Source organism: Actinosynnema pretiosum, from assembly GCF_002354875.1.
GTDB lineage: Bacteria > Actinomycetota > Actinomycetes > Mycobacteriales > Pseudonocardiaceae > Actinosynnema > Actinosynnema auranticum.
Genome location: NZ_CP023445.1, coordinates 6,762,434 through 6,782,913, shown reverse-complemented (window position 1 = coordinate 6,782,913; position 20,480 = coordinate 6,762,434). Strand labels below are relative to the sequence as shown.

Sequence of the window (20,480 nt, the reverse complement as noted above, 5' to 3'; positions counted from 1 at the left end):
ACGAGGATGATGGCAGCCCTCGGGCGCCGGTGGAGGGGTGCGGCTGTGAGTGGTGCGGTGCTGGTGGCCGGGACCACGTCGGACGCGGGCAAGAGCGTCCTGGTGGCGGGCCTGTGCCGGTGGTTGGCGCGGGAGGGCGTGCGGGTCGCGCCGTTCAAGGCGCAGAACATGTCCAACAACTCCGCGGTCACCCCGGACGGCGGCGAGATCGGCCGCGCGCAGGCCCTCCAGGCCGCCGCGTGCGGGTTGGAGCCGAGCGTGCGGTTCAACCCGGTGCTGCTCAAGCCCGGTGGTGACCGCAGCTCCCAGGTGGTGGTGCTGGGCAAGGTCGCGGGCGAGGTGTCCGCGATGTCCTACCGGGAGCGCAAGGCCGAGCTGATGACCGTGGTGCTCGACACCCTGGCCGGGCTGCGCGCCGACTACGAGGCCGTGGTGTGCGAGGGCGCCGGGTCCCCCGCGGAGATCAACCTTCGGGCCACCGACATCGCCAACATGGGGCTGGCGCGCGCCGCAGGGCTGCCCGTGCTGGTGGTCGGCGACATCGACCGGGGCGGGGTGCTGGCGCACCTGTTCGGCACCCTCGCGCTGCTCGACCCGGCCGACCAGGCCCTCGTGGCCGGGTTCGTGGTCAACAAGTTCCGGGGCGACCCGGCGCTGCTCGAACCGGGGCTGCGGCAGCTTCGGGAGCTGACCGGGCGGCCGGTGCACGGGGTGCTGCCGTGGCGCGAGGAGCTGTGGCTGGACGCCGAGGACTCGCTGTCCTACGCGGCCGACGGGGTGATCGGCAGGCCGCAGGCCCCGGTGGGGCGGCAGTGGCTGCGGGTGGCCGTGGTGCGGCTGCCCCGGATCTCCAACGCCACCGACGTGGAGGCGCTGGCCTGCGAGCCGGGCGTGTCCGTGCGGTTCGTGACCGAGCCGTCCCGGCTGGCCGACGCGGACCTGGTGGTGCTGCCCGGCTCCAAGGCGACCGTGTCGGACCTGGCGTGGCTGCGCCGCACCGGGCTGGCCGACGCGATCGCCGCGCACGACGGGCCGGTGCTGGGGGTGTGCGGCGGCTACCAGATGCTCGCGCGCTCGATCGACGACCCGGTGGAGTCCGGCGCGGGCGCGGTGCCGGGGCTGGGGCTGCTGGACGTGGACGTGGTGTTCGAGCCGGAGAAGGCGCTGCACCGGCCGACCGGGGTCGCGCTGGGCGAGCCGGTGACCGGGTACGAGATCCACCACGGCCGGGTGGCGCGCCGCGCCGACGACCTGCCGGGGCTGGTGGAGCTGCCGGACGGCGAGGTCGAGGGCGCGGTGCGCGGGCGCGTCATGGGCACGCACTGGCACGGGCTGCTGGAGAACAACGCGTTCCGGCGGGCGTTCCTGCGGCACGTGGCCGGTCTCGCCGGGCGGGACGGGTTCGCGGTCGCCCCGGACACCGACTTCGCGGCCCGCCGCGAGGCCCAGCTGGACCTGCTCGGCGACCTGGTCGTGGACCACCTGGACACGGGCGCGGTGCGGGCGCTGCTGGAGCGCGGGGTGCCGGGTGGGCTGCGTGTGGTGCCGCCCGCGGGAGCGCCAGCGGTCGGGTGAGCGCGGGCTGCGGTGGTCGGGCCGGGGCGTGGGCGCCGGGCGCGGACGGTCGGCCCGCGCCGTGCGCGGCGCTCGGCCGGACCGCCCACCGCGGGGCGATCCGGCCGAGCTCCTGAGCGGGGGCTACACCGGCACGGCCGCCACGACCGGTTCGGCGCGGCGGCGCGGGCGGGTGAGCGTCGCCACCCCCATGCCCGCCACCACCAGCGCCGCCGCGCCCAGCCGGACCGCCGTGACCTCCTCGTCCAGCAGCAGCCAGCCGGACAGCATCCCGGCCACCGGCACCAGCAGCGCGAACGGCACCACGCGCGGCGCGGGGTAGGTGCGCAGCAGGAAGCCCCACAGGGCGAAGCCGAGCAGCGTCGACCCCCAGGCCACGAACAGCAGCGACCCGACGCCCGCCCAGTCCGCGCCGCGCAGCGCCGCCAGGTCCGCCTCCGGGCCCTCGACCAGCAGCGACAGCGCCAGCAGCGGCAGCACGGCCACCGCGCTCACCCACACGATGAACCGCAGCGAGTCCGGCGGCTGGGCCTTGCGGGTCAGCACGTTCGCCACGCCCCACGCGAGCGCCCCGCCCACGACCAGCAGCAGCGCCGACACCGGGCTCGACACCCGGTAGTCCAGCGCGATCGCCACGAACCCGGTCGTGGCCACCGCCAGGCCCAGCACCTGCGCCGGTCGCGGGCGCTCGCCCAGCACCACCGCCGACAGCACCACGGTGAACACCACCTGGCTCTGGAGCACCAGCGACGACAGGCCCGCGGGCATCCCGGCGTGCATCCCGGTGAACACCAGGCCGAACTTCACCACGCCCAGCGCCAGCCCCACGCCGAACACCCACCGCCACGCCACGCGCGGCCCGCCCAGGAAGAGCACGGCGGGCACGGCGGCGAGCAGGAACCGCAGCGCGGAGAACAGCAGTGGCGGGAACTCGGCGAGGCCGACCTTGATGACGACGAAGTTGACGCCCCAGATGACGGCGACGAGCACCGCGACGGCGGAGTGGGCTGGTTTCACGCCCGCCAGTCTCAGCCCGGCCAATCGTTTAGCACCAGAGCTAAGTTCTGAAGCGTGGGGTTTAGCATTGCTGAATGCTCGACCTGGGACGCCTGCGGGCGCTGCACGCGGTGGCGCGGCACGGTTCGGTCGGGGCCGCGGCCTCGGCGCTGGGGTACACGCCGTCGGCGGTGTCCCAGCAGATCACCAAGCTGGAGCGGGAGACCCGCGCGGTGCTGCTGGAGCGGCGCGGGCGCGGGGTGGTGCTCACCGACGCGGCGCTGCTGCTCGCCGACACCGCCGAGCGGGTGCTGGCCCTGGTGGAGGGGGTCGAGGTGGCGCTGGAGCGGCAGCGCGGGCAGGTCGTGGGGGAGCTGCGGATCGGCGCGTTCTCCACCGCCGCGCGCGGGCTGCTGCCCCCCGCGCTCGCGGAGCTCGCGGTGCGGCACCCGGAGCTGGACGCGCGGCTGGTCGAGCAGGACCCGCCGGAGGCGATCGGCGCGGTGGCGCGCGGTGAGCTGGACCTGGCCGTGGCCCACGACTGGGTGAACGCGCCGCTGCCCGTGCACGAGTCGCTGGCGCGGGTGCGACTGGGGGAGGACTACGCGGACGTGCTCCTGCCGTCGGCGCACCGGCTGGCCGGGCGCGCGGCGGTCGGGGTGGCGGACCTGGCGGGGGAGCGGTGGATTTGCCAGCCCGAGGGGACGATCTGCCACGACTGGCTGGTCAACGCGTTCCGGGCGGAGGGCGTCGAGCCGCTGCTGGCGCACCGGGTCGGCGAGTACGAGACCCAGTTGGCGCTGCTGGAGCGCGGGGTGGGGGTGGCGCTGCTGCCCAGGCTGGGGAGGGGCGCGCTGCCGGAGGGCGTCCGCGCGGTGCCGTTCGAGCCCCGGCCGACCCGGCGGGTGTTCGTGGTGTGGCGCGCGCAGGCGGCCAGGCGACCCGCGATCGGGGCCGTGGCGCAGGTGCTGCGGGAGGTCTGGGAGGCGTGGGTCCCGACGCGGGGGTGATGGCGCGGCGGTGACGGCGCGGGGGTGATCGCGCAGCGTTGACGGTGCGGGGATGACGGCGCGGGGATGACGGCGCGGGGGTGACGGCGCCGCAGTGAGAGCGCGGTGGTCCCGGCGCGGCGGTGAGAGCGCGCGCGGGTGATCCGCGCGCGGCGCTCCCGCCCGTGCGCGCGAACCCCTCGTGGGCGACCGCCGCCCGCTACTCCCCGTGCCGCTCCAGCAGCTCCTCCAGGAACCCGCCCGCCTCCAGCGCCGCCCGCGCCGGGTCGGCGTCGCGGATCGCCTGGAGCAGGCCCTCGTGGGACAGGTCGTCGTCGTCCGGCGCGGTGCGCACGGTCGCGTCGATGCTGGCCCGCACCGCCTCGGTCAGGCCCTGGTACAGCTCGGCCAGCAGGGTGTTGTGCGAGCACTGGAGCAGCAGCTCGTGGAACTGCGCGTCCCGCTCGACCAGCCGCTCCCAGTCCTTCGCGGCCAGCGCCGAGTCCCGCTCGGCGAGCGCGACCTCCAGCCGGGCCAGCTCCTCCTCGGTGCGCTGGGTCGCGGCCAGCCGCGCGCCCTCGACCTCCAGCGTCCGCCGCACCTGGAGCACGTCCCGCAGCTCGCTGCCGCACAGCCTGCGCACCGCCCCGGACAGCTCGCTCGTGGCGCGCACGAACGTCCCGTCGCCCTGGCGGACCTCCAGCAGCCCGGCGTGGGCCAGCGCCCGCACCGCCTCGCGCACGGTGTTGCGCCCCACGCCCAGCGCCGTCACCAGCTCCGGCTCCGGGGGGATGCGCCGGCCGACCGGCCATTCACCGCTGGCGATCGCCCCCCTCATCTGGTCGATCACCTGGTCGACGAGGCCCGCCCGTCGAGTAGTGGCCAACGGCACAGCGGCATCCTTTCATCCAAACATCCTATGTCTGCGATAGTAACCGAGTGTCGATCCAGCAAATCCCGCCAGACCGAATTCCCGTGTCCGTCCACATTGCCACCGATCCGGGTGACGACGCGACGGTGGGAACACATCCGGTCACCGGAGCCGCTGATCAGACCACCGCTGATCCGACGACTGCCGCACCCGCCACCGCGCCCCCGGCCGAACCCGCCCCCGCACCGCGGCCAAACCGGGGCGCCGCGCTGGTCGGCAGCACCCTCCTCGCGGTCGGCGTCGCGCTCGCCGCCGCGAACCTGCGCCCCGCCGTCACGAGCCTGGCCTCCGTGCTCGGCGACGTCCGCGCCTCCCTCGGCGCCACCACCGCGTGGACCAGCCTGCTGACCGCCGTGCCCACCGTCTGCTTCGGCGTCGCCGCGTTCGCCGCCCCGTGGCTGGGCCGTCGCTTCGGCATGGCCCGCGCGGTCGGCGCGTCGCTGGTCGTGCTCACCCTCGGCCTGGTCCTGCGGGTCCTGGACGGCCCTGCCGTGCTGCTCGGCGGCACGTTCACCGCCTGCGCGGGCATCGCGGTGTGCAACGTGCTGATCCCGGTCGTGGTGAAGGAGTCGTTCCCGGACAAGGTCGGGTTCCTGACCGGCGTCTACACCGCCGCGCTCGCCGCCGGGGCCGCCGTGGGCGCCGCCCTCACCCCGACCCTGGAGACCGCGCTCGGCTCCTGGCAGCTCGCCGCCGCCACCTGGGCGCTGCTGTCGACCGCCGCCCTGCTGGTGTGGTCCGCGAGCGCCCGCCACGGCGCGGCCCCCGCTGTCGCAGTCCCCGCCGCCTCCGGCGCCGCGCCCGCCCGTGGCGCCCACCCCGTCCAGCAGCGCCGCACCTCCGTGCTGCGCAGCCCGCTGGCCTGGGTGATCACCGTCTTCTTCGGGCTCCAGTCGCTGCTCGCCTACACCGTCATGGGCTGGCTGCCGCAGATCATGGCCGACTCCGGCGTCGACCGGACCACCGCCGGGATGCTGCTGGCGATCACCATGGTGCTCGGCGTCCCGGTCAGCCTCGTCGTGCCGCCGCTGGCCACCCGCTGGGGCTCGCAGTCCTGGCTGGTCGTGCTGCTCGGCTCGCTGTCCATCGCGGGCATCCTGGGCCTGGCCATCGCGCCGGTCGCCGCGCCCGGCCTGTGGGTGGTGCTGATCGGCACCGGCATGTGCGTGTTCCCGCTGGCCCTGGTGATCATCTCGCTGCGCACCGCCACCGCCGCCGACACCGCGAAGCTGTCCGCGATGGCGCAGAGCATCGGCTACCTGATCTCGGCCGCCGGACCGTTCGCGTTCGGCGTGCTGCGCGACGTGACCGGCGCGTGGACGGTGTCCATGTACGTCCTCGCGGGCATCCTCGTCGCGCTCATCGCCCTGGGCGTGATCGCCGGACGGCCGCGCACCATCTGACACCCCCGGAACAGCGGGAGGCCCGGACCGACGTGGTCCGGGCCTCCCGCCGTGCCGCGCGAGTCCTAAGCGTCCTTGAGCGGCAGCGCGAGCAGCGCGTTCTCCACGACCTCCGGCATCCCTGGGTGGATCCAGTACTGCCCCTTGGCCATCGACCGCGCGTCCAGGCCGAAGCTCATCGCCTGGATCAGCGGCTGCACCACGGTCGGCGCCTGCGGCCCGATCACGTGCGCGCCCAGCAGCTGCCCGGTCACCGGGTCGGCCAGCAGCTTCACGAAACCGGTGGTGTCCTCCATCGCCCAGCCGTAGGCGATCGACGCGTACGGCTGCTCGACGCTGACGTACGACACGCCCTTCGCCACCGCGTCCCGCTCGGTCAGCCCGACCGAGGCGATCTGCGGCGACGAGAACACCGCCGACGGCACGAACCGGTGGTCCGAGGCGATCGGCGCGTCCGGGTTCAGCAGGTTGTGCCGCACCACCTTCGCCTCGTGGTTGGCCACGTGCTTGAGCTGGTAGTCCGAGCTGATGTCGCCCAGCGCGTAGATCCCCTCCACCGAGGTGCGCTGGAACTCGTCGACCGCGACCCTGCCCTTGTCGTTGAGGGCCACCCCGGTCGCCGCGACGTCCAGCAGGTCCGCGTTCGGCTGACGGCCGACCGCGACCAGCAGCTCCTCGGCCTCCACGACCTCGGGCCCGTCCGGACCCTCCAGGTGCAGCCGCGCCACCCCGTCGACCCGCTCGGCCCGCACCGCGCGCCGGTCGAGCCGCACGTCCCACTTGGCCGAGGCGAGCTCGGTGAACCGGGCCGACACCGCGTCGTCCTCGGCCCGCAGCAGCGCGCCGGAGCGGGCCACCAGGGTGACCTCCACGCCGAACGACGAGAACACGTGCGCGAACTCGGTGGCCACGAACCCGCTGCCCAGGATCACCATCCGCCGGGGCAGCCGGTCCAGCCGCATCACCGTGTCGCTGGTGTGGAAGCCGGTCTCGACCAGGCCCGGCACGTCCGGCACGACCGGGCGCGAGCCCGCCGCGATCACGAACCGGTCGGCGGTGATGGTCTCGCCTGCGCCGGTGTCGAGCGTCTTGGGGCCGGTGAACCGGGCCGTCCCGCTGTACACGGTGGTGTTCGCGCTGCCGCTCTCGCGCCACCGCCTCCCGCCCTCGGCGATCGGGTCGATGCGCCCGAAGATCCGGTCGCGCACGTCGGTCCAGCGCACGCCGTCGAGCGAGGCGTCCACGCCGAAGCGGGCCGCGCTCGCCGGACCCGCCGCGAGGTCGGCCGTGTGCACGAACATCTTCGTCGGGATGCAGCCCACGTTCAGGCAGGTCCCGCCGAACACGCCCTTCTCCACGATCGCGACGTCCCAGGCGGCGAACGCCTCGTCCACGATGGAGTTGCCGGAGCCGGTGCCGATGACAACCAGGTCGAAGTGCCTCACGCCCTGCTCAACCCTCTCGTCCTGGCGGATGTTCCCGCCGCTCAGTGCTGGTAGGTCGGCGTGATGATCGCCCGCGCCAGGGTGTGGAACGCCAGGTTGAAGCTCACCGCGGCGGGCGAGGCGTCGCCGTCCACGTCCAGCGCCTCGACGTCGACCGCGTGCACCACGAAGAAGTAGCGGTGCGGGCGGTCGCCCTTGGGCGGGGCCGCGCCGCCGAACGCGCGCGTGCCGTAGTCGCTGCGCACGTGGAACGCGCCGCCGGGCAGCGAGTCGTCGTCCGCGCCCGCGCCGGTGTCCAGCGAGGTGGTCGAGACCGGCAGGTTCACCGCGACCCAGTGCCAGAAGCCGGACGGGGTGGGGGCGTCCGGGTCGAAGCAGGTCACCACGAAGCTCTTCGTCCCCTCGGGGAACCCGCTCCAGGACAGCTGCGGCGAGGTGTTGCCGCCCTCGAACACCTGCGCCTGCGGCAGGGGCTGCCCGTCGGCCACGTCGGTCGAGGTGACCTGGAACGCGGGAGCGGTCGGGAGCAGCGAGTACGGGTCCGGCGCGACGGGTCGGTCGAGGCTCATCGGGTCCTCCGCTGGTGATCTTGGCTGTCGGGCCCGACCCTATCCCCGGCGGTTCGCGATCGCCGTGCAACCCGGATGGCGGCGCCCGCGTCTCATCCGGAGGAAAAGCAATCCTCCGGGGGGATCCACTCCATGCGCGCGTTGGCAGTAGCGATGACGGCTGCCCTGGGACTGCTGGCGGCCTGCTCGCCTGCTCCCGAAGCCCCCGAGGCGGCGCCCGTGCCGCCGAGCACGACGACCACCTCCACGACCACCACCCCACCCCCGCCGCCGCCGAAGCTGTTCCAGCAGCCCTACCGGTACGGCACGGCCCAGAAGGAGGCCCCGCCGCAGGAGGGCGACCTGGCGCCGGTGGTCAGCAGCATCGAGACCGACAAGCCCTACGTGTTCCTGACCATCGACGACGGGGCCGTCCGGCACCCCAAGGCGCTCCAGCTCATCCGCGACTCCGGCATCGAGCCGTCGCTGTTCCTCAACACCACGCACGTGCAGCCGGACCCGGCGTACTTCAACGCGCTCCGGGGCGCGGGCGCGCACGTGCACGCCCACACCACGGACCACCCGAACCTGCGCGGCATGGGGTACGAGGCGCAGCGCGCGGAGATCTGCGGCAACGCCGACCACCTCGGGGCGGCGCTCGGGACCAGGCCGACCCTGTTCCGCCCGCCGTTCGGCAACTACGACCTGAACACCCGCCGCGCCGCCGCCTCGTGCGGGATGCGGGCGGTGGTGCTGTGGACGGCGGCGGTCAACGACGGCGTGGTGCAGTTCCAGGTGGGGGACAGGCTGCGCGGCGGCGACATCGTGCTCATGCACTTCCGGGACAGCTTCGTGGCCGACTTCACCGCGTTCTGCGAGCGCGCGAAGGCGGACGGGATGACCCCGGTGCTGCTGGACGACTTCCTCGCGCCGCCGAGCGAGCGGCACTGAGCGAGCGGCACTGAGCGAGCGGCGCTGAGCGGGTGGCGCTGACCGGACGGCACTGAGCGGACGGCGCTGACCGGACGGCGTCGGCGGGTGGGGCGCACGACTGCTCCACCCGCGCGCCTTCCCCGGATCAGCCCTAGCGGCGCACCCCGCACCGCGCGGGACCATCCGGTGATGGCGGCAGGCGACGACGGGGACGACGAGGACTTCGACAGGTGCTGCGACCTCACCATGCGCGGCGGGGCCACGAGCGGGATCGTCTACCCGCTGGCCGTGGTCGAGCTGTCCAAGCACTACCGGTTCCGCTCGCTCGGCGGGGCCTCGGCCGGGGCGATCGGGGCCTCGTTCGCGGCGGCGGCCGAGCGCGGGCGGGACAGCGGCGGGTTCGACCGGCTCGCCGACACGGTCTCCTGGTTCGCGGCCGGGCAGCAGCGGCTCGCCCAGCTGTTCCAGCCGACCAGGGCCACCCGCAAGCTCTACCGGCTGGTCACCGCGACCATGCAGAGCCGGGAGACCACCGGGCGCAGCGCGGCGGTCTCCCTGGTGTTCGCGCTGCTGGGCGCGATCGGCCTGCGGGCCAAGGCCGCGCTCGCCGCGGCGCTGCTGGTCTGGCTGGCCGGGCCGGTGCTGTGGTTCGGCGCGGTCGCCTGGCCCGGCTTCCCGACCTGGGGGCTGGCGGCGATCGTGGTGGTGGCCGTGCTCGCGGTGCCGTGGGTGGCGGCGAAGGCGCTGCCCAGCGGGCGCGGGCCGCTGCCCGCCCGGATCGGCCTGCTGCTGCTGGCGGCCGTCCCGCTCTACCCGATCGTCCCCCGGCTGCGCGCGGACTGGGCGGTGCTGGCGTCGGCCGCCACCGCGGGCGTGGTGTGGCTGGTGCTCGGCTTCGGGCTGGCCAGCGCGGTCGTCCTGATCTACGCGGGCGGGGTGCGCAGGTTCGTGCGCGAGCGGGCCGCGTCCATCGGCTTCGGGCTCGTGCCCGGCACCGGCGGCTACCGGTCGAGCTGGTGGGACCGCCGCTGCGGGATGCCGAAGTCCACCGGTGTCCCGCCGCTGAGCGACTGGCTCGCCGACTCCCTCGACCACCTCGCGGGCGTGCGCGGGCTGCGCTTCTCCGACCTGACCACGAACCTGGTGCTGATGAGCACCGACGTCTCCGAGGGCCGCCCGTGCAGGCTGCCGTTCACCTCGGACGACCGCTGGCTGTTCTGCGCCGACTGCCTGGCGGCGGTGCTGCCCGCGCGGGTGGTCGACCTGCTCGGCGACGAGGGCGCGGACGACGCGCGCTGCCCGCTGCACCCGGCGACCGCGCTGCGCGTGCTGCCCGCCGACCTGCCGGTGGCGCTCGCGGTGCGGATGAGCACGCCGATGCCCGGCCTGATCTCGGCGGTGCCGCTGGTGCGCGCCGACCCCGAGCCGAGGGTGCACTGGTTCTCGGACGGCGGCATCACCAGCAACTTCCCCATCCACTTCTTCGACACCCTGCTGCCCCGCTGGCCCACGTTCGGGCTCACCCTGCAGGGCTACCCGGCGCCGGACGCGCCGGACGTGTGGCTGCCCGAGCAGGACGCCTCGCAGGAGGGCAGGCCGTGGCGGGCGGTCACCGGCGCGGTCGGGTTCGCGCAGGCGGTCCTGGACACCGCGCTCGGCTGGCGGGACGCGATGCAGTCGGCGCTGCCGGGCTTCCGCGGGCGGATCGCGCACGTGCGGCTGCGCGGCGGCGAGGGCGGCACGAACCTGTTCATGCGGCCGGAGACGATCCGGGCGCTGGCCGAGCGCGGCCGGGTCGCGGGGGAGCTGCTGCGCACCAGGTTCACCCAGGAGGGCGGCGAGCGGACCGCGCGGTACCGGTGGATCCGGATGCGGATCGCCATGCGCGAGTACCAGGAGCTGGCCAGGCAGGCGCGCGAGCGCGGCGAGCAGTACCGGGAGCTGGCGGACGGCTACCCGGTGCCGGAGGAGCTGAAGTCCTGGTTCGCGGACCCGCCCGCCGGGACCGACCCGTTCGCGGCCGACGTGCGGTTGACCCTGGACCAGCTCGGCGGCCTGGTGCCCGGCCCGTTCGACGGGGCGCCGCCGGTGAACCCGGACCTGCGGCTCAACCCGGCCGAGTGAACGGGTCCCTGGGCGGGTGACGTGATCGGGCGGGGCGCCCGGTGCCCAGGGCGCCCCGCCGCGACCGCGCCGGGTCAGACCTTGCGGCCCACGCCCACGTACGCGCTGGTGTAGGCGTCGTCCGAGTCGCGCCGCCACTCCGACAGCGGCACCACGCCCGGCTCGACCACCTCGAACCCGTCGAACAGCTTGGTCACCTCGGCCCGGTCGCGGAAGATCAGCGGGCTCTCGGTGCGCTTGTACACGTCCTGCACCCGCGCGGTGTCCTGCTCGGCGTCGACCTGCACGCCCTCCACGGTCGCGTGCGAGATCGCCAGGAAGCTGCCGGGGACCAGCGCGTCCCGGTACCGGGCGATCGCGCCGTGCGGGTCGTCGGCGTCCGGCACGAAGTGCAGCACCGCGACCATCAGCACGCCGATCGGCCGGTCGAAGTCCAGCAGCCGCCGCACGTCCTCGTTCTCCAGCACGGACGCCGGGTCGCGCAGGTCCGCCTGGATGGCGGTGGCCAGCGGGTTCGCCGACAGGATCGCGGTGCTGTGCGCGACCGCGACGGGCTCGATGTCCACGTAGACCACGCGCGCCGCCGGGTTGGCGGCCTGGGCGATCTCGTGCACGTTGCCCACGGTCGGGATGCCCGAGCCCAGGTCCAGGAACTGGTCGATGCCCTGGTCCAGCAGGTAGCGCACCGAGCGCCGCAGGAACGTCCGCAGCGAGCGCGCCGCCCCGGACATGCCGGGGAAGACGTGCTCCACGGCCTTGGCCGCTTCCCGGTCCACGGCGAAGTTGTGCGACCCGCCCAGGTAGTAGTCGTACATCCGGGCCGTGCTCGGTCGGTCCAGGTCCACCGACGCGGGGACCCAGCTCGCCTGCTCCATAAAAGCCTTCTCCTCTTGACCGGGTGGAACCGCCGATCGTGTCGAACCCCGGTCGCCGCGCACAAGCCCCGCGCGCGGAACTCCTCGGTCTCGCTCTGGGCGAACAGAACTCGGAAACAACCGGGGACTCAACTCGGTTGAGCCTGTCAGACTCAACTCTGGAGGCTTCGCATGGGTGACACGTTGGCGCTCCCGGTCCTGCCCCTCGACGACACCGTCGTGCTGCCGGGCATGGTCGTCCCGGTGCGCCTGACCGGTTCGGACGCGGGCGCCGAGGCGCGGGCCGCCGTCGAGGCGGCCACCTCGGCCGCCGGAGGGGTGAACGGCGCGCGGGTGCTCCTGGTTCCCCGCCTGGACGGCCGCTACGCGAAGGTCGGCGCGCTGGCCACCGTCGAGCAGGTCGGCAGGCTCGCGGGCGGCGAGCGGGCCGCCGTGCTGCGCGCGACGGAGCGGGTGCGCATCGGCACCGGCACCACCGGGCCCGGCGCCGCGCTGTGGGTGGAGGCCACCGTCGTCGAGGAGCCGCCGCCGGACGAGCGCGCGCACTCCCTGGCCCGCGACTACCGCGCGGTGGTGACCACGATCCTCCAGCAGCGCGGCGCCTGGCAGGTCGTGGACTCCGTCCGCCAGGTCGACGGCCCCTCCGCGCTCGCGGACCTGGCCGGGTACGCGCCGTACCTGGAGAACGACCAGAAGGTGTGGCTGCTGGAGACCGGCGACGTCGGCGACCGCCTGGAGCGGCTGCTGGAGTGGGGCCGGGCGCACCTGGCCGAGCTGGACGTCGCCGAGACCATCGCCAAGGACGTCAAGGAGGGCGTGGAGAAGCAGCAGCGGGAGTTCCTGCTGCGCCAGCAGCTCGCCGCCATCCGCAAGGAGCTGGCCGAGCTGGACGGCAAGCCCGCCACCGAGGAGCAGGACTACCGGGCCCGCGTGGAGGCCGCCGAGCTGCCGGAGAAGGTGCGGGAGGCGGCGCTGCGCGAGGTCGACAAGCTGGAGCGCACCTCCGAGCAGTCCCCCGAGGTCGGCTGGATCCGCACCTGGCTCGACACCGTGCTCGACCTGCCGTGGGGCGAGCGCACCGAGGACTCCTACGACATCGCGGGCGCGCGGGCCGTGCTCGACGCCGACCACGCGGGCCTGGACGACGTGAAGGAGCGCATCACCGAGTACCTGGCGGTGCGGCGCAGGCGCGCGGACCGGGGCATGGGCCTGGTCGGCGGGCGCGGCGGCGGCGCGGTGCTCGCCCTCGTCGGGCCGCCCGGCGTCGGCAAGACCTCGCTCGGCGAGTCCGTCGCGCGGGCCATGGGCCGCAAGTTCGTCCGCGTCGCGCTCGGCGGCGTGCGCGACGAGGCGGAGATCCGGGGCCACCGGCGCACCTACGTCGGCGCGCTGCCCGGCCGCATCGCCCGCGCCATCTCCGAGGCGGGCTCGATGAACCCGGTGGTGCTGCTCGACGAGATCGACAAGGTCGGCGCCGACCACCGGGGCGACCCGACCGCCGCGCTGCTGGAGGTGCTGGACCCGGCGCAGAACCACACCTTCCGGGACCACTACCTGGAGGTCGAGCTGGACCTGTCCGACGTGGTGTTCCTGGCCACGGCGAACGTGCTGGAGTCCATCCCCGGCCCGCTGCTCGACCGCATGGAGCTGGTGCGGCTCGACGGCTACACCGAGGACGAGAAGGTCACCATCGCCCGCGACCACCTGCTCCCGAGGCAGGTCGAGCGGGCCGGGCTGGAGCCGGGCGACGTGGAGGTCACCGGGGCCGCGCTGCGCAGGCTCGCGGGCGAGTACACCCGCGAGGCCGGGGTGCGGCAGCTGGAGCGCTCGCTCGCGCGGGTGCTGCGCAAGGTGACCGCCGGGGTCGCGCTGGACCGGGCCGAGCTGCCCGTCACCGTGGACGGCGGCGACCTGGAGGGCTACCTGAAGTCGCCGAAGTTCACCCCCGAGTCCGCCGAGCGCACCGCCGTCCCCGGCGTGGCCACGGGACTGGCGGTGACCGGGGCGGGCGGCGACGTGCTGTTCGTGGAGGCCGCGCTCGCCGAACCCGGCACCGGGGCGTCCGGCGTGGTGCTCACCGGGCAGCTCGGCGAGGTGATGAAGGAGTCCGCGCAGATCGCCCTGTCCTACCTGCGGGCGCACGACGAGCGGGCCGCGACCCTGGACGGGCGCGGCGTGCACGTCCACGTCCCGGCGGGCGCGGTGCCCAAGGACGGGCCGTCGGCGGGCGTCACGATGGTGTCGGCGCTCGCGTCGCTGCTGTCGGGCCGCCCGGTGCGCTCGGACGTGGCGATGACCGGCGAGGTGTCCCTCACCGGACGGGTGCTGCCCATCGGAGGGGTGAAGCAGAAGCTGCTCGCCGCGCACCGGGCGGGCATCACGACCGTGCTGCTGCCCGCGCGCAACGGGCCGGACCTGGAGGAGGTCCCGCAGGACGTGCGGGACGCGCTGACCGTGCACCTGGTCGGGGACGTGCGCGAGGTCCTGGCGCTGGCGCTGGAGCCCGAGGCCGCGGCGGCCACCACCGCCGCCTGAGCCGACGGGGGCCGGGTTCCGATCGGAACCCGGCCCCCGGTGGGAAGCTGTCCTGCCGCTAGCGCGGTTTGGGCCCCAGCAGCCCGTTCTCCTCCGCGATCTCGGCGAGCTGCTTGACCTTGCCCGCCATGATCTCGCGCACGTGCTCGGTGACCAGCTCGACGGGCCAGTCCCACCACGCCGCGCGCAGCAGCAGTTCGATCTTGTCGTCGGGGTAGCGCTGCCGCACGGCCTGCGCCGGGTTGCCCCCGACGACGGTGTACGGGGCGACGTCCGAGGTCACCACGGCGCCGGTCGCGATGATCGCGCCGTCACCGATGGTCACGCCCGGCATGACGGTGGCGCCGCAGCCGAACCACACGTCGTTGCCCACGACCGTGTCCCCCTTGCTGGGGGCGGCGGCCATGATGTCGGCGGTCTTCTCCGCCCAGGCACCGCCGAAGATCGTGAACGGGAACGTGGACGGGCCCCTCGTGAGGTGGTTCGCGCCCGCCATGATGAACGTCGTGCCCGTGCCCAGAGCGCAGTACTTGCCGATGACCAGGCGTTCCGGGCCGTAGGAGTACAGCACGTTGCGGGTCTGGAACTCGGTCGCGCGCTCGGGGTCGTCGTAGTACGTGTAGTCGCCCACCTCGATGTTCGGTGCGTCGACCAGTGGCTTGAGCAGCACCACCCTCGGGTGATCGGCCATCGGGTGCAGCTGGTTCGGGTCGGGAACGGTCACCGCTCGACCTTACGTTCCAGGAACGCGTCCACCTCGGCCAGTGCCCTCTCGCGCACCGGGGCGGCCGACAGGAACAGGTCGTGCATCCCCCCTTCCACCTGGACGAGCGACACGTCCCGGCCGATCCTCGGGGCCCACCGGCGCATGTGCCCCACGTCCAGCACCGCGTCCGCCGTCATGGCCTCCGCCGACCACCGCCTCGCCTTCAGGTGGCTGCGCGCCGAGTGCAGCACCAGCACCGGGACCCGCACGTCCAGCCCCCGGTGCAGCCGCGCGTGCCCGACCCGCACCGCCCGCAACCACCCGGCCGTGACCGGGAACGCCTCGATCGGCTTCCACGCGGTGTCGAACTCCCACTCGCCGTGGTGGTCCCGGTGGATGCTCTGCCCGTACACCGGCCCCAGGCCCGGCTTGAGCACCAGCTTCGGCGCGAGGCGCCCCACCCCGCGCACCACCGCCGTGCCGACCGTGCGCACCACCCACGGCTCGGCCAGGTCCAGCCACGGGCTGTTGAGCACCAGCGCGTCCAGCGCGCCGTCCAGGCGCCGCTCGTGCGCCCACAGGCTGGTGGTCAGCCCGCCCGTGGAGTGCCCGACCACCACCAGCCCCCGGTGCCCGTCCTCCTCGCGCACCACCCGCACGGCGGCGTCGAGCTCCTCGAAGTGCGTCGACAGGTCCTCGACGTGGTTCGCCACCTCGCCCGGCCTCAGCGACCGCCCGTAGGCGCGCAGGTCCAGCGCGTAGAAGTCGTACCCGAGCGCCGCGAAGTGCTCGGCCACGTGCCGCTGGAAGAAGTAGTCCGCGAACCCGTGCACGTACAGCACGGCCCCGCGCTCGGCCGCCCCGTCGGCGCGCCTGCGCACCAGCGCCGCGCTCGCCTCCGAGCCCAGCGGCAGCGTCCTGACCTCGAACCCGTCGCCCAGCACATCCGGTTCCACCCCGTCAGTGTGCCCGTGATTCCCCCGAACGGGGAGTAGGGGGAAATGGGGCGTGGCACGCTGGGAGGATGAGCGAAGAGATCGAGCGGTCGACCTCCAGGGTTCGGTTCCCCGGTATCAGCCCCCGTGCCTACGAGCACCCGGTCGACCGGGGCGCGCTGGCGGTCCTGCGCGCGGTCCCCGGCATCGGTCCGGTCCTCAAGTCCGTCGCGGGCGCCTTCACCGAGCGCGGCGAGCGCCTCGGCTACCTGGCGACCTCCATCCGGGTGGGCCCGAAGCAGTACCCGGCCCTCGACCGGCTGCGGAACGAGACCGCGGCCACGCTCGACCTCGACCCGGTCCCCGAGCTGTTCATCACCCGCAACCCGCAGCCGAACGCGATGGCCCTGGGCATCGACAAGCCGTTCATCGTGCTCACCACCGGCCTGGTCGACCTGCTCGACCACGACGGCCTGCGCTTCGCCATCGGCCACGAGATGGGCCACGTGCTCTCCGGCCACGCGCTCTACCAGACGATCCTCATGCGGCTGATGCAGCTCCAGCACAGCCTCGGCTGGATGCCCGCGGGCTACTGGGCGGTCCGCGCCGTCATCGCCGCCCTGCACGAGTGGTACCGCAAGACCGAGCTGAGCTGCGACCGCGCGGGCCTGCTGTGCGCCCAGGACCCGGCCGCCGCGCTGCGCGTGCACGTCGCCCTCGCGGGCGGCATGGACCTCACCCAGGTCGACACCGCCGAGTTCCTCAAGCAGGCCAAGGAGTACGAGCAGGTCGAGGACGTGCGCGACAGCGTCCTCAAGCTGATCCGCACCTGGCCGCTGACCCACCCGATGGCCGTGGTGCGCGCCGCCGAGCTCCAGCGCTGGGCCGCGAGCGAGGAGTACCGGGCCATCCTGTCGGGCGACTACCGGCGCCGCGAGGACGACCACGCGTCCAGCACGTTCACCGAGGACCTCAAGGAGGCGGCCCGCTCCTACAAGTCCGACGCCGCCGAGTCCGAGGACCCGCTGATGAAGGTCGTCAACGACCTCGGCGGGGTCGTGGCGGACGCGGCGGGCAAGGTCAGGGGGCGCTTCTCCGGCTTCGGTTCACCCTCCGGGAACTGATCGACAGCACGCGGCGCGACCCGGCGGGCCCGCCGCTGCGACAGCCGGGTCGCGCGGCTGGGCCGACCAGGTCGTGTGCTCCTTTCGGCGCATCGACCTGCTCTTTCAGGGCTAACCTCCTCGCGGGTGCTCGGACTCGGGCGCTCCCCACTAGGCGTAGGAGGGGCGATGAGGCTTGCCGTTTTTCTCAGCGTTCTCGCGGTGCTGTGCGGAGGGGGCGTCGCGACCGCGGCGGAACCGAGAGTCGTCGGCGGGACGCGCGCGTCCATCGCCGAGCACCCGTGGGTGGTGTTCCTGGCGGGCACGACCGGGAGCCAGTTCTGCGGCGGCACGCTCGTCGCGCCGACCAAGGTGGTCACCGCCGCGCACTGCGTCGCGGGCACCGCCCCGGAGCGGCTCGTCGTCGTCGCGGGGCGCGAGGACAAGCGCACCCAGGCGGGTGAGACGCTGCGGGTGGCCCGGATCTGGAAGCACCCGTTCTACTCGTCGGCCGAGCAGGGCAGCGACGTCGCCGTGCTCACCCTGGTCAGGCCGGTCGCGAACCGGGTGCTGCCGCTCGCGTCCGCCGACCCGGCTCCGGGGACGGTGGCGAAGGTCCTCGGCTGGGGCCGCACCGCCGAGATCGGCGCCGCCTCCCAGGTGCTGCTGGGCGCGAACGTGCCGGTCATGTCCGACCAGGAGTGCGCCGCCGACTACAGCCGGTTCGACCCGGCGGCCATGGTCTGCGCGGGCTACCCGCGCGGGGGCATCGACACCTGCCAGGGCGACTCCGGCGGCCCGCTGGTCGCGAACGGCGCGCTGGTCGGCGTCACCTCGTGGGGCGAGGGCTGCGCGCGGCCCGGCCAGCCCGGCGTGTACTCGCGGATCACCGCCTACCGGGCGCTGATCGACCAGCAGCTCAAGGGCTGAGCGCCGCGCCGGCCGACCACACCCGATCACCCGACCGTGTGCCCGAGTTGTGCGGTCGCGGCGGCCGGGTTTGGTTGGCCGGTATGCGGACTCTGATGCGCGTGGCGATGGCGCTGGCACTGCTGCTCACCGGCGTGGCGGTGGCGCCGCCCGCCGGGGCCGACCCGAGGATCGTCGGCGGCGTGGTCGTGGACGCCCCGAACCCCTACCCGTGGGTGGTGGCGCTGGTCGACCCCGACGGCAGGCAGTTCTGCGGCGGCGCGATCATCAGCCGGTACCAGGTGATGACCGCCGCGCACTGCGTCAGCGGGCTGATCGGCGGCGACGTGCTGGTGGTGGCGGGCAGGCTGGACGTGACCAAGCCCGGTGGCACGATCCACCCGGTGTCCGGTGTGTACGTCCACCCCGCCTACCGCTCGGCGACCACCGGCGCGGACATCGCCTACCTGCTGACGTCCACGCCGATGCCGTACGAGGCGATCGCGCTCGCCAAGCCGTCCGAGACGGGGCTGTACCGGGCGGGCATCACCGGCACCGCGTTCGGCTGGGGCCGCACCTCGGAGAGCGGGACCACCTCGCCGGTGCTGCGGAAGGTGTCCGTGCCGCTCCAGACCAACGAGGTGTGCTCCGCCGCCTACCCTGGCCACTACCAGTCGTCGTCGATGTTCTGCGCCGGGCTGCCGAACGGCGGCAAGGACGCCTGCCAGGGCGACTCGGGCGGGCCGTTCGTCATCGCGGGCAGGCTCGCCGGGCTGGTGTCCTGGGGCGTCGGCTGCGCCCGGCCCGAGTACCCCGGCGTGTACACCCGCGTGGGCGCCTACACCTGACGGTCGCGGCGCGGCCCGGTCAGAGGACCAGGCCGACCGACATGGTGGCGAAGACCGCCGCGCACACCACGTCCAGCGCGGTGGTCACGCCCGGCTTGCGCAGCCGCCCGCCGACCGCCGACGCGGCCAGCACGATCGTGCCCTCCCACGCGGCGGCCAGCGCCAGGAACACCGCCGCGAGCATCGCGAGCTGCGGGGTGGGGTCGCCGGAGCCGATGAACTGCGGCAGGAACGCCAGGGAGAACAGCAGCATCTTCGGGTTGGTGATGTTGGTCAGGAAGCCGCGCCGGAACGGCCGGTCCGCGACGACCTCGCCCTCCTCGGGCGCCCGGCCCCGGTTGCGCACCAGGTCGCGGGTGATCGACAGCGCCAGGTACAGCAGGTAGGCCGCGCCGATCCAGCGCAGCGCGGTCAGCGCGGGCGGGAAGCCGGCGATCACCACGCCGAGGCCCGAGATCACGACCGCGACCTGGATGGCTGCGGCGGTGTGGATGCCCGCCAGGGCCAGCAGGCCGGCGCGGGTGCCCGAGCGCATCGAGGTGCGCAGCAGGAGGAAGGAGTCCACGCCGGGGGTGAGCACCACGACCGCGCAGGCGATCAGGAACGCGGGCAGCGTGGTCAGGTCGAACTGCAACGGAAGTACCCCCCTATGGTCCGGACAGACAGCGGTGACGCAGGACACAGACCGTGGATTTTTCGGAACTACGGCATCTTAACAGGAAAATATCCTGACTTGATGTGATCTTTGTGGTGCGGCTACGGTGAGTCGCCACTCGGCTACCCGTCGTAAAGAGGTGCTCCATGCGCATCAGCTCCCGCTTAGTCGCCGCCCTCGCCCTGGTCGCGGTCCAGCTCGCCTCCCAGCTCGTCGCCGCGCCCGCCGCGCTCGCCGTCGTCGGCGGCTCCGTCGCCGGGCGCGCGCCCTGGGTGGCCGCCCTGCTCGACGCGCGCGGCTCCCACTTCTGCGGCGGCGCCCTCATCGCCCCCGACCGGGTCGTGACCGCCGCCCACTGCACCCAGGAGCGCGGCCTGCTCGGCCCCCGCGACCGCGCGCCCCGGCAGCTCACCGTCGTGCTCGACCGGCACGACCTGCGCACGAGAGGCGGGGTGCGGGTCGGCGTCTCCGGGATCTGGCGGCACCCGGCGTTCACCGACGTGGGGCGCGGCGACGACCTGGCCGTGCTCCAGCTCGACGGCCCGGTCGCGTTCGAGCCCGTCCGGGTCGGCGACGCCGTCGCGGGCCGCACCGCCACCGCCTACGGCTGGGGCCGCACCGCCGAGAGCGGCCCGGTGTCCTCGGTGCTGCGCCAGGTCGACGTGCCGATCCGCGCGGACCACGACTGCGCCGCCGCGCTCGCCGGCTACCGCGCCGACGCGATGCTGTGCGCGGGCTTCCCGGACGGCGGCAGGGACGCCTGCACGGGCGACTCCGGCGGCCCGCTGGTCTCCGACGGCCTGCTCGTCGGCGTCGTCTCCTACGGCCGGGGCTGCGCCCGCGCGGGCCAGCCCGGCGCCTACACCCGGCTCGGCCACTACCGCGACCGGCTCTGACCCCGCGCGCCGCGACGGCGCGGCGGCGCCGTCGCGGCCGGGGTGACCGGGATCGCCGTTCGCCTCCCGAACGA

Annotated in this window: 18 protein-coding genes; 10 read left to right on the top strand and 8 right to left on the bottom strand. The window is 74.3% G+C overall.

The window, feature by feature from the left end:
- Positions 1–9 precede the first annotated feature (9 nt).
- Positions 10–1,575 carry a cobyric acid synthase gene (locus tag CNX65_RS28865; RefSeq protein WP_096498053.1) on the top strand — a complete coding sequence of 522 codons (1,566 nt, stop codon included), beginning with the start codon at positions 10–12 and terminating at the stop codon, positions 1,573–1,575.
- Between the two features lie 123 nt (positions 1,576–1,698).
- Here the strand turns inward: CNX65_RS28865 and CNX65_RS28860 are convergent, their stop codons facing one another.
- Entirely contained in the window at positions 1,699–2,592 is an 894-nt protein-coding gene (locus CNX65_RS28860; protein ID WP_096496561.1) for an EamA family transporter, read from the bottom strand.
- 74 nt (positions 2,593–2,666) lie between these two features.
- On the opposite strand from CNX65_RS28860, the gene CNX65_RS28855 reads away from it, so the two are divergent.
- Entirely contained in the window at positions 2,667–3,581 is a 915-nt protein-coding gene (locus tag CNX65_RS28855) for a LysR family transcriptional regulator (protein ID WP_096496560.1), read from the top strand.
- A gap of 199 nt (positions 3,582–3,780) precedes the next feature.
- Here the strand turns inward: CNX65_RS28855 and CNX65_RS28850 are convergent, their stop codons facing one another.
- The gene (locus tag CNX65_RS28850) at positions 3,781–4,452 is read right to left on the bottom strand and encodes a FadR/GntR family transcriptional regulator (RefSeq protein ID WP_015804574.1); all 672 of its coding nucleotides are present in this window, start codon (positions 4,450–4,452) and stop codon (positions 3,781–3,783) included.
- A gap of 83 nt (positions 4,453–4,535) precedes the next feature.
- Between CNX65_RS28850 and CNX65_RS28845 the strand changes: the two genes are divergently transcribed.
- Positions 4,536–5,894, top strand: a complete 1,359-nt coding sequence (locus CNX65_RS28845) for an MFS transporter (RefSeq protein WP_096496559.1) — start codon at positions 4,536–4,538, stop codon at positions 5,892–5,894.
- Between the two features lie 65 nt (positions 5,895–5,959).
- Here the strand turns inward: CNX65_RS28845 and CNX65_RS28840 are convergent, their stop codons facing one another.
- Both CNX65_RS28840 and CNX65_RS28835 read right to left on the bottom strand, forming a co-directional pair.
- Positions 5,960–7,339: a mycothione reductase gene (locus CNX65_RS28840; RefSeq protein ID WP_096496558.1), complete on the bottom strand. Its 1,380-nt coding sequence runs from the start codon at positions 7,337–7,339 to the stop codon at positions 5,960–5,962.
- A gap of 41 nt (positions 7,340–7,380) precedes the next feature.
- Positions 7,381–7,908 (bottom strand): YbhB/YbcL family Raf kinase inhibitor-like protein, encoded by a 528-nt coding sequence (locus tag CNX65_RS28835; RefSeq protein WP_096496557.1) that lies wholly within the window; start codon positions 7,906–7,908, stop codon positions 7,381–7,383.
- A gap of 132 nt (positions 7,909–8,040) precedes the next feature.
- On the opposite strand from CNX65_RS28835, the gene CNX65_RS28830 reads away from it, so the two are divergent.
- Positions 8,041–8,838 (top strand): polysaccharide deacetylase family protein, encoded by a 798-nt coding sequence (locus CNX65_RS28830; protein WP_096496556.1) that lies wholly within the window; start codon positions 8,041–8,043, stop codon positions 8,836–8,838.
- Between the two features lie 171 nt (positions 8,839–9,009).
- Complete coding sequence (locus CNX65_RS28825; RefSeq protein WP_096498052.1) at positions 9,010–10,944, top strand: patatin-like phospholipase domain-containing protein; 1,935 nt, start codon at positions 9,010–9,012, stop codon at positions 10,942–10,944.
- 74 nt (positions 10,945–11,018) lie between these two features.
- On the opposite strand, the gene CNX65_RS28820 is transcribed toward CNX65_RS28825, so the two are convergent.
- On the bottom strand, positions 11,019–11,819 hold the full coding sequence (locus CNX65_RS28820; RefSeq protein WP_096496555.1) for an SAM-dependent methyltransferase: 801 nt from the start codon (positions 11,817–11,819) through the stop codon (positions 11,019–11,021).
- 171 nt (positions 11,820–11,990) lie between these two features.
- Here CNX65_RS28820 and lon point away from each other — a divergent pair, with 171 nt between their 5' ends.
- Complete coding sequence (gene lon / locus CNX65_RS28815) at positions 11,991–14,354, top strand: endopeptidase La (RefSeq protein ID WP_096496554.1); 2,364 nt, start codon at positions 11,991–11,993, stop codon at positions 14,352–14,354.
- 58 nt (positions 14,355–14,412) lie between these two features.
- Here the strand turns inward: lon and CNX65_RS28810 are convergent, their stop codons facing one another.
- Both CNX65_RS28810 and CNX65_RS28805 read right to left on the bottom strand, forming a co-directional pair.
- A complete protein-coding gene (locus CNX65_RS28810; protein ID WP_096498051.1) occupies positions 14,413–15,045 on the bottom strand; it encodes a CatB-related O-acetyltransferase in 633 nt (210 codons plus the stop codon).
- Positions 15,046–15,074: 29 nt separating this feature from the next.
- Positions 15,075–16,016 (bottom strand): alpha/beta hydrolase, encoded by a 942-nt coding sequence (locus CNX65_RS28805; RefSeq protein ID WP_232520048.1) that lies wholly within the window; start codon positions 16,014–16,016, stop codon positions 15,075–15,077.
- A gap of 68 nt (positions 16,017–16,084) precedes the next feature.
- Between CNX65_RS28805 and CNX65_RS28800 the strand changes: the two genes are divergently transcribed.
- From CNX65_RS28800 to CNX65_RS28790, 3 genes are all read left to right on the top strand, one after another.
- Positions 16,085–17,119 carry a M48 family metalloprotease gene (locus tag CNX65_RS28800; protein WP_096496553.1) on the top strand — a complete coding sequence of 345 codons (1,035 nt, stop codon included), beginning with the start codon at positions 16,085–16,087 and terminating at the stop codon, positions 17,117–17,119.
- Between the two features lie 168 nt (positions 17,120–17,287).
- Positions 17,288–18,028 carry a S1 family peptidase gene (locus CNX65_RS28795; RefSeq protein ID WP_096496552.1) on the top strand — a complete coding sequence of 247 codons (741 nt, stop codon included), beginning with the start codon at positions 17,288–17,290 and terminating at the stop codon, positions 18,026–18,028.
- Positions 18,029–18,111: 83 nt separating this feature from the next.
- Complete coding sequence (locus CNX65_RS28790; protein ID WP_232520047.1) at positions 18,112–18,855, top strand: serine protease; 744 nt, start codon at positions 18,112–18,114, stop codon at positions 18,853–18,855.
- Between the two features lie 19 nt (positions 18,856–18,874).
- Here CNX65_RS28790 and CNX65_RS28785 read toward each other — a convergent pair whose 3' ends face one another.
- Positions 18,875–19,489: a LysE family translocator gene (locus CNX65_RS28785; RefSeq protein ID WP_096496551.1), complete on the bottom strand. Its 615-nt coding sequence runs from the start codon at positions 19,487–19,489 to the stop codon at positions 18,875–18,877.
- A 167-nt stretch (positions 19,490–19,656) separates the two neighbouring features.
- On the opposite strand from CNX65_RS28785, the gene CNX65_RS28780 reads away from it, so the two are divergent.
- Complete coding sequence (locus CNX65_RS28780; RefSeq protein WP_096496550.1) at positions 19,657–20,406, top strand: serine protease; 750 nt, start codon at positions 19,657–19,659, stop codon at positions 20,404–20,406.
- Positions 20,407–20,480: the final 74 nt, after the last annotated feature.

Excerpts from the sequence above, each read along its gene's own strand:
- CNX65_RS28865 (WP_096498053.1), top strand. The coding sequence starts at position 10 with ATGGCAGCCCTCGGGCGCCGGTGGAGGGGTGCGGCTGTGAGTGGTGCG.
- CNX65_RS28855 (WP_096496560.1), top strand. The coding sequence starts at position 2,667 with ATGCTCGACCTGGGACGCCTGCGGGCGCTGCACGCGGTGGCGCGGCAC.
- CNX65_RS28835 (WP_096496557.1), bottom strand. The coding sequence starts at position 7,908 with ATGAGCCTCGACCGACCCGTCGCGCCGGACCCGTACTCGCTGCTCCCG.
- CNX65_RS28830 (WP_096496556.1), top strand. The coding sequence starts at position 8,041 with ATGCGCGCGTTGGCAGTAGCGATGACGGCTGCCCTGGGACTGCTGGCG.
- CNX65_RS28825 (WP_096498052.1), top strand. The coding sequence starts at position 9,010 with ATGGCGGCAGGCGACGACGGGGACGACGAGGACTTCGACAGGTGCTGC.
- CNX65_RS28820 (WP_096496555.1), bottom strand. The coding sequence starts at position 11,819 with ATGGAGCAGGCGAGCTGGGTCCCCGCGTCGGTGGACCTGGACCGACCG.
- lon (WP_096496554.1), top strand. The coding sequence starts at position 11,991 with ATGGGTGACACGTTGGCGCTCCCGGTCCTGCCCCTCGACGACACCGTC.
- CNX65_RS28810 (WP_096498051.1), bottom strand. The coding sequence starts at position 15,045 with ATGGCCGATCACCCGAGGGTGGTGCTGCTCAAGCCACTGGTCGACGCA.
- CNX65_RS28800 (WP_096496553.1), top strand. The coding sequence starts at position 16,085 with ATGAGCGAAGAGATCGAGCGGTCGACCTCCAGGGTTCGGTTCCCCGGT.
- CNX65_RS28795 (WP_096496552.1), top strand. The coding sequence starts at position 17,288 with ATGAGGCTTGCCGTTTTTCTCAGCGTTCTCGCGGTGCTGTGCGGAGGG.
- CNX65_RS28790 (WP_232520047.1), top strand. The coding sequence starts at position 18,112 with ATGCGGACTCTGATGCGCGTGGCGATGGCGCTGGCACTGCTGCTCACC.
- CNX65_RS28780 (WP_096496550.1), top strand. The coding sequence starts at position 19,657 with ATGCGCATCAGCTCCCGCTTAGTCGCCGCCCTCGCCCTGGTCGCGGTC.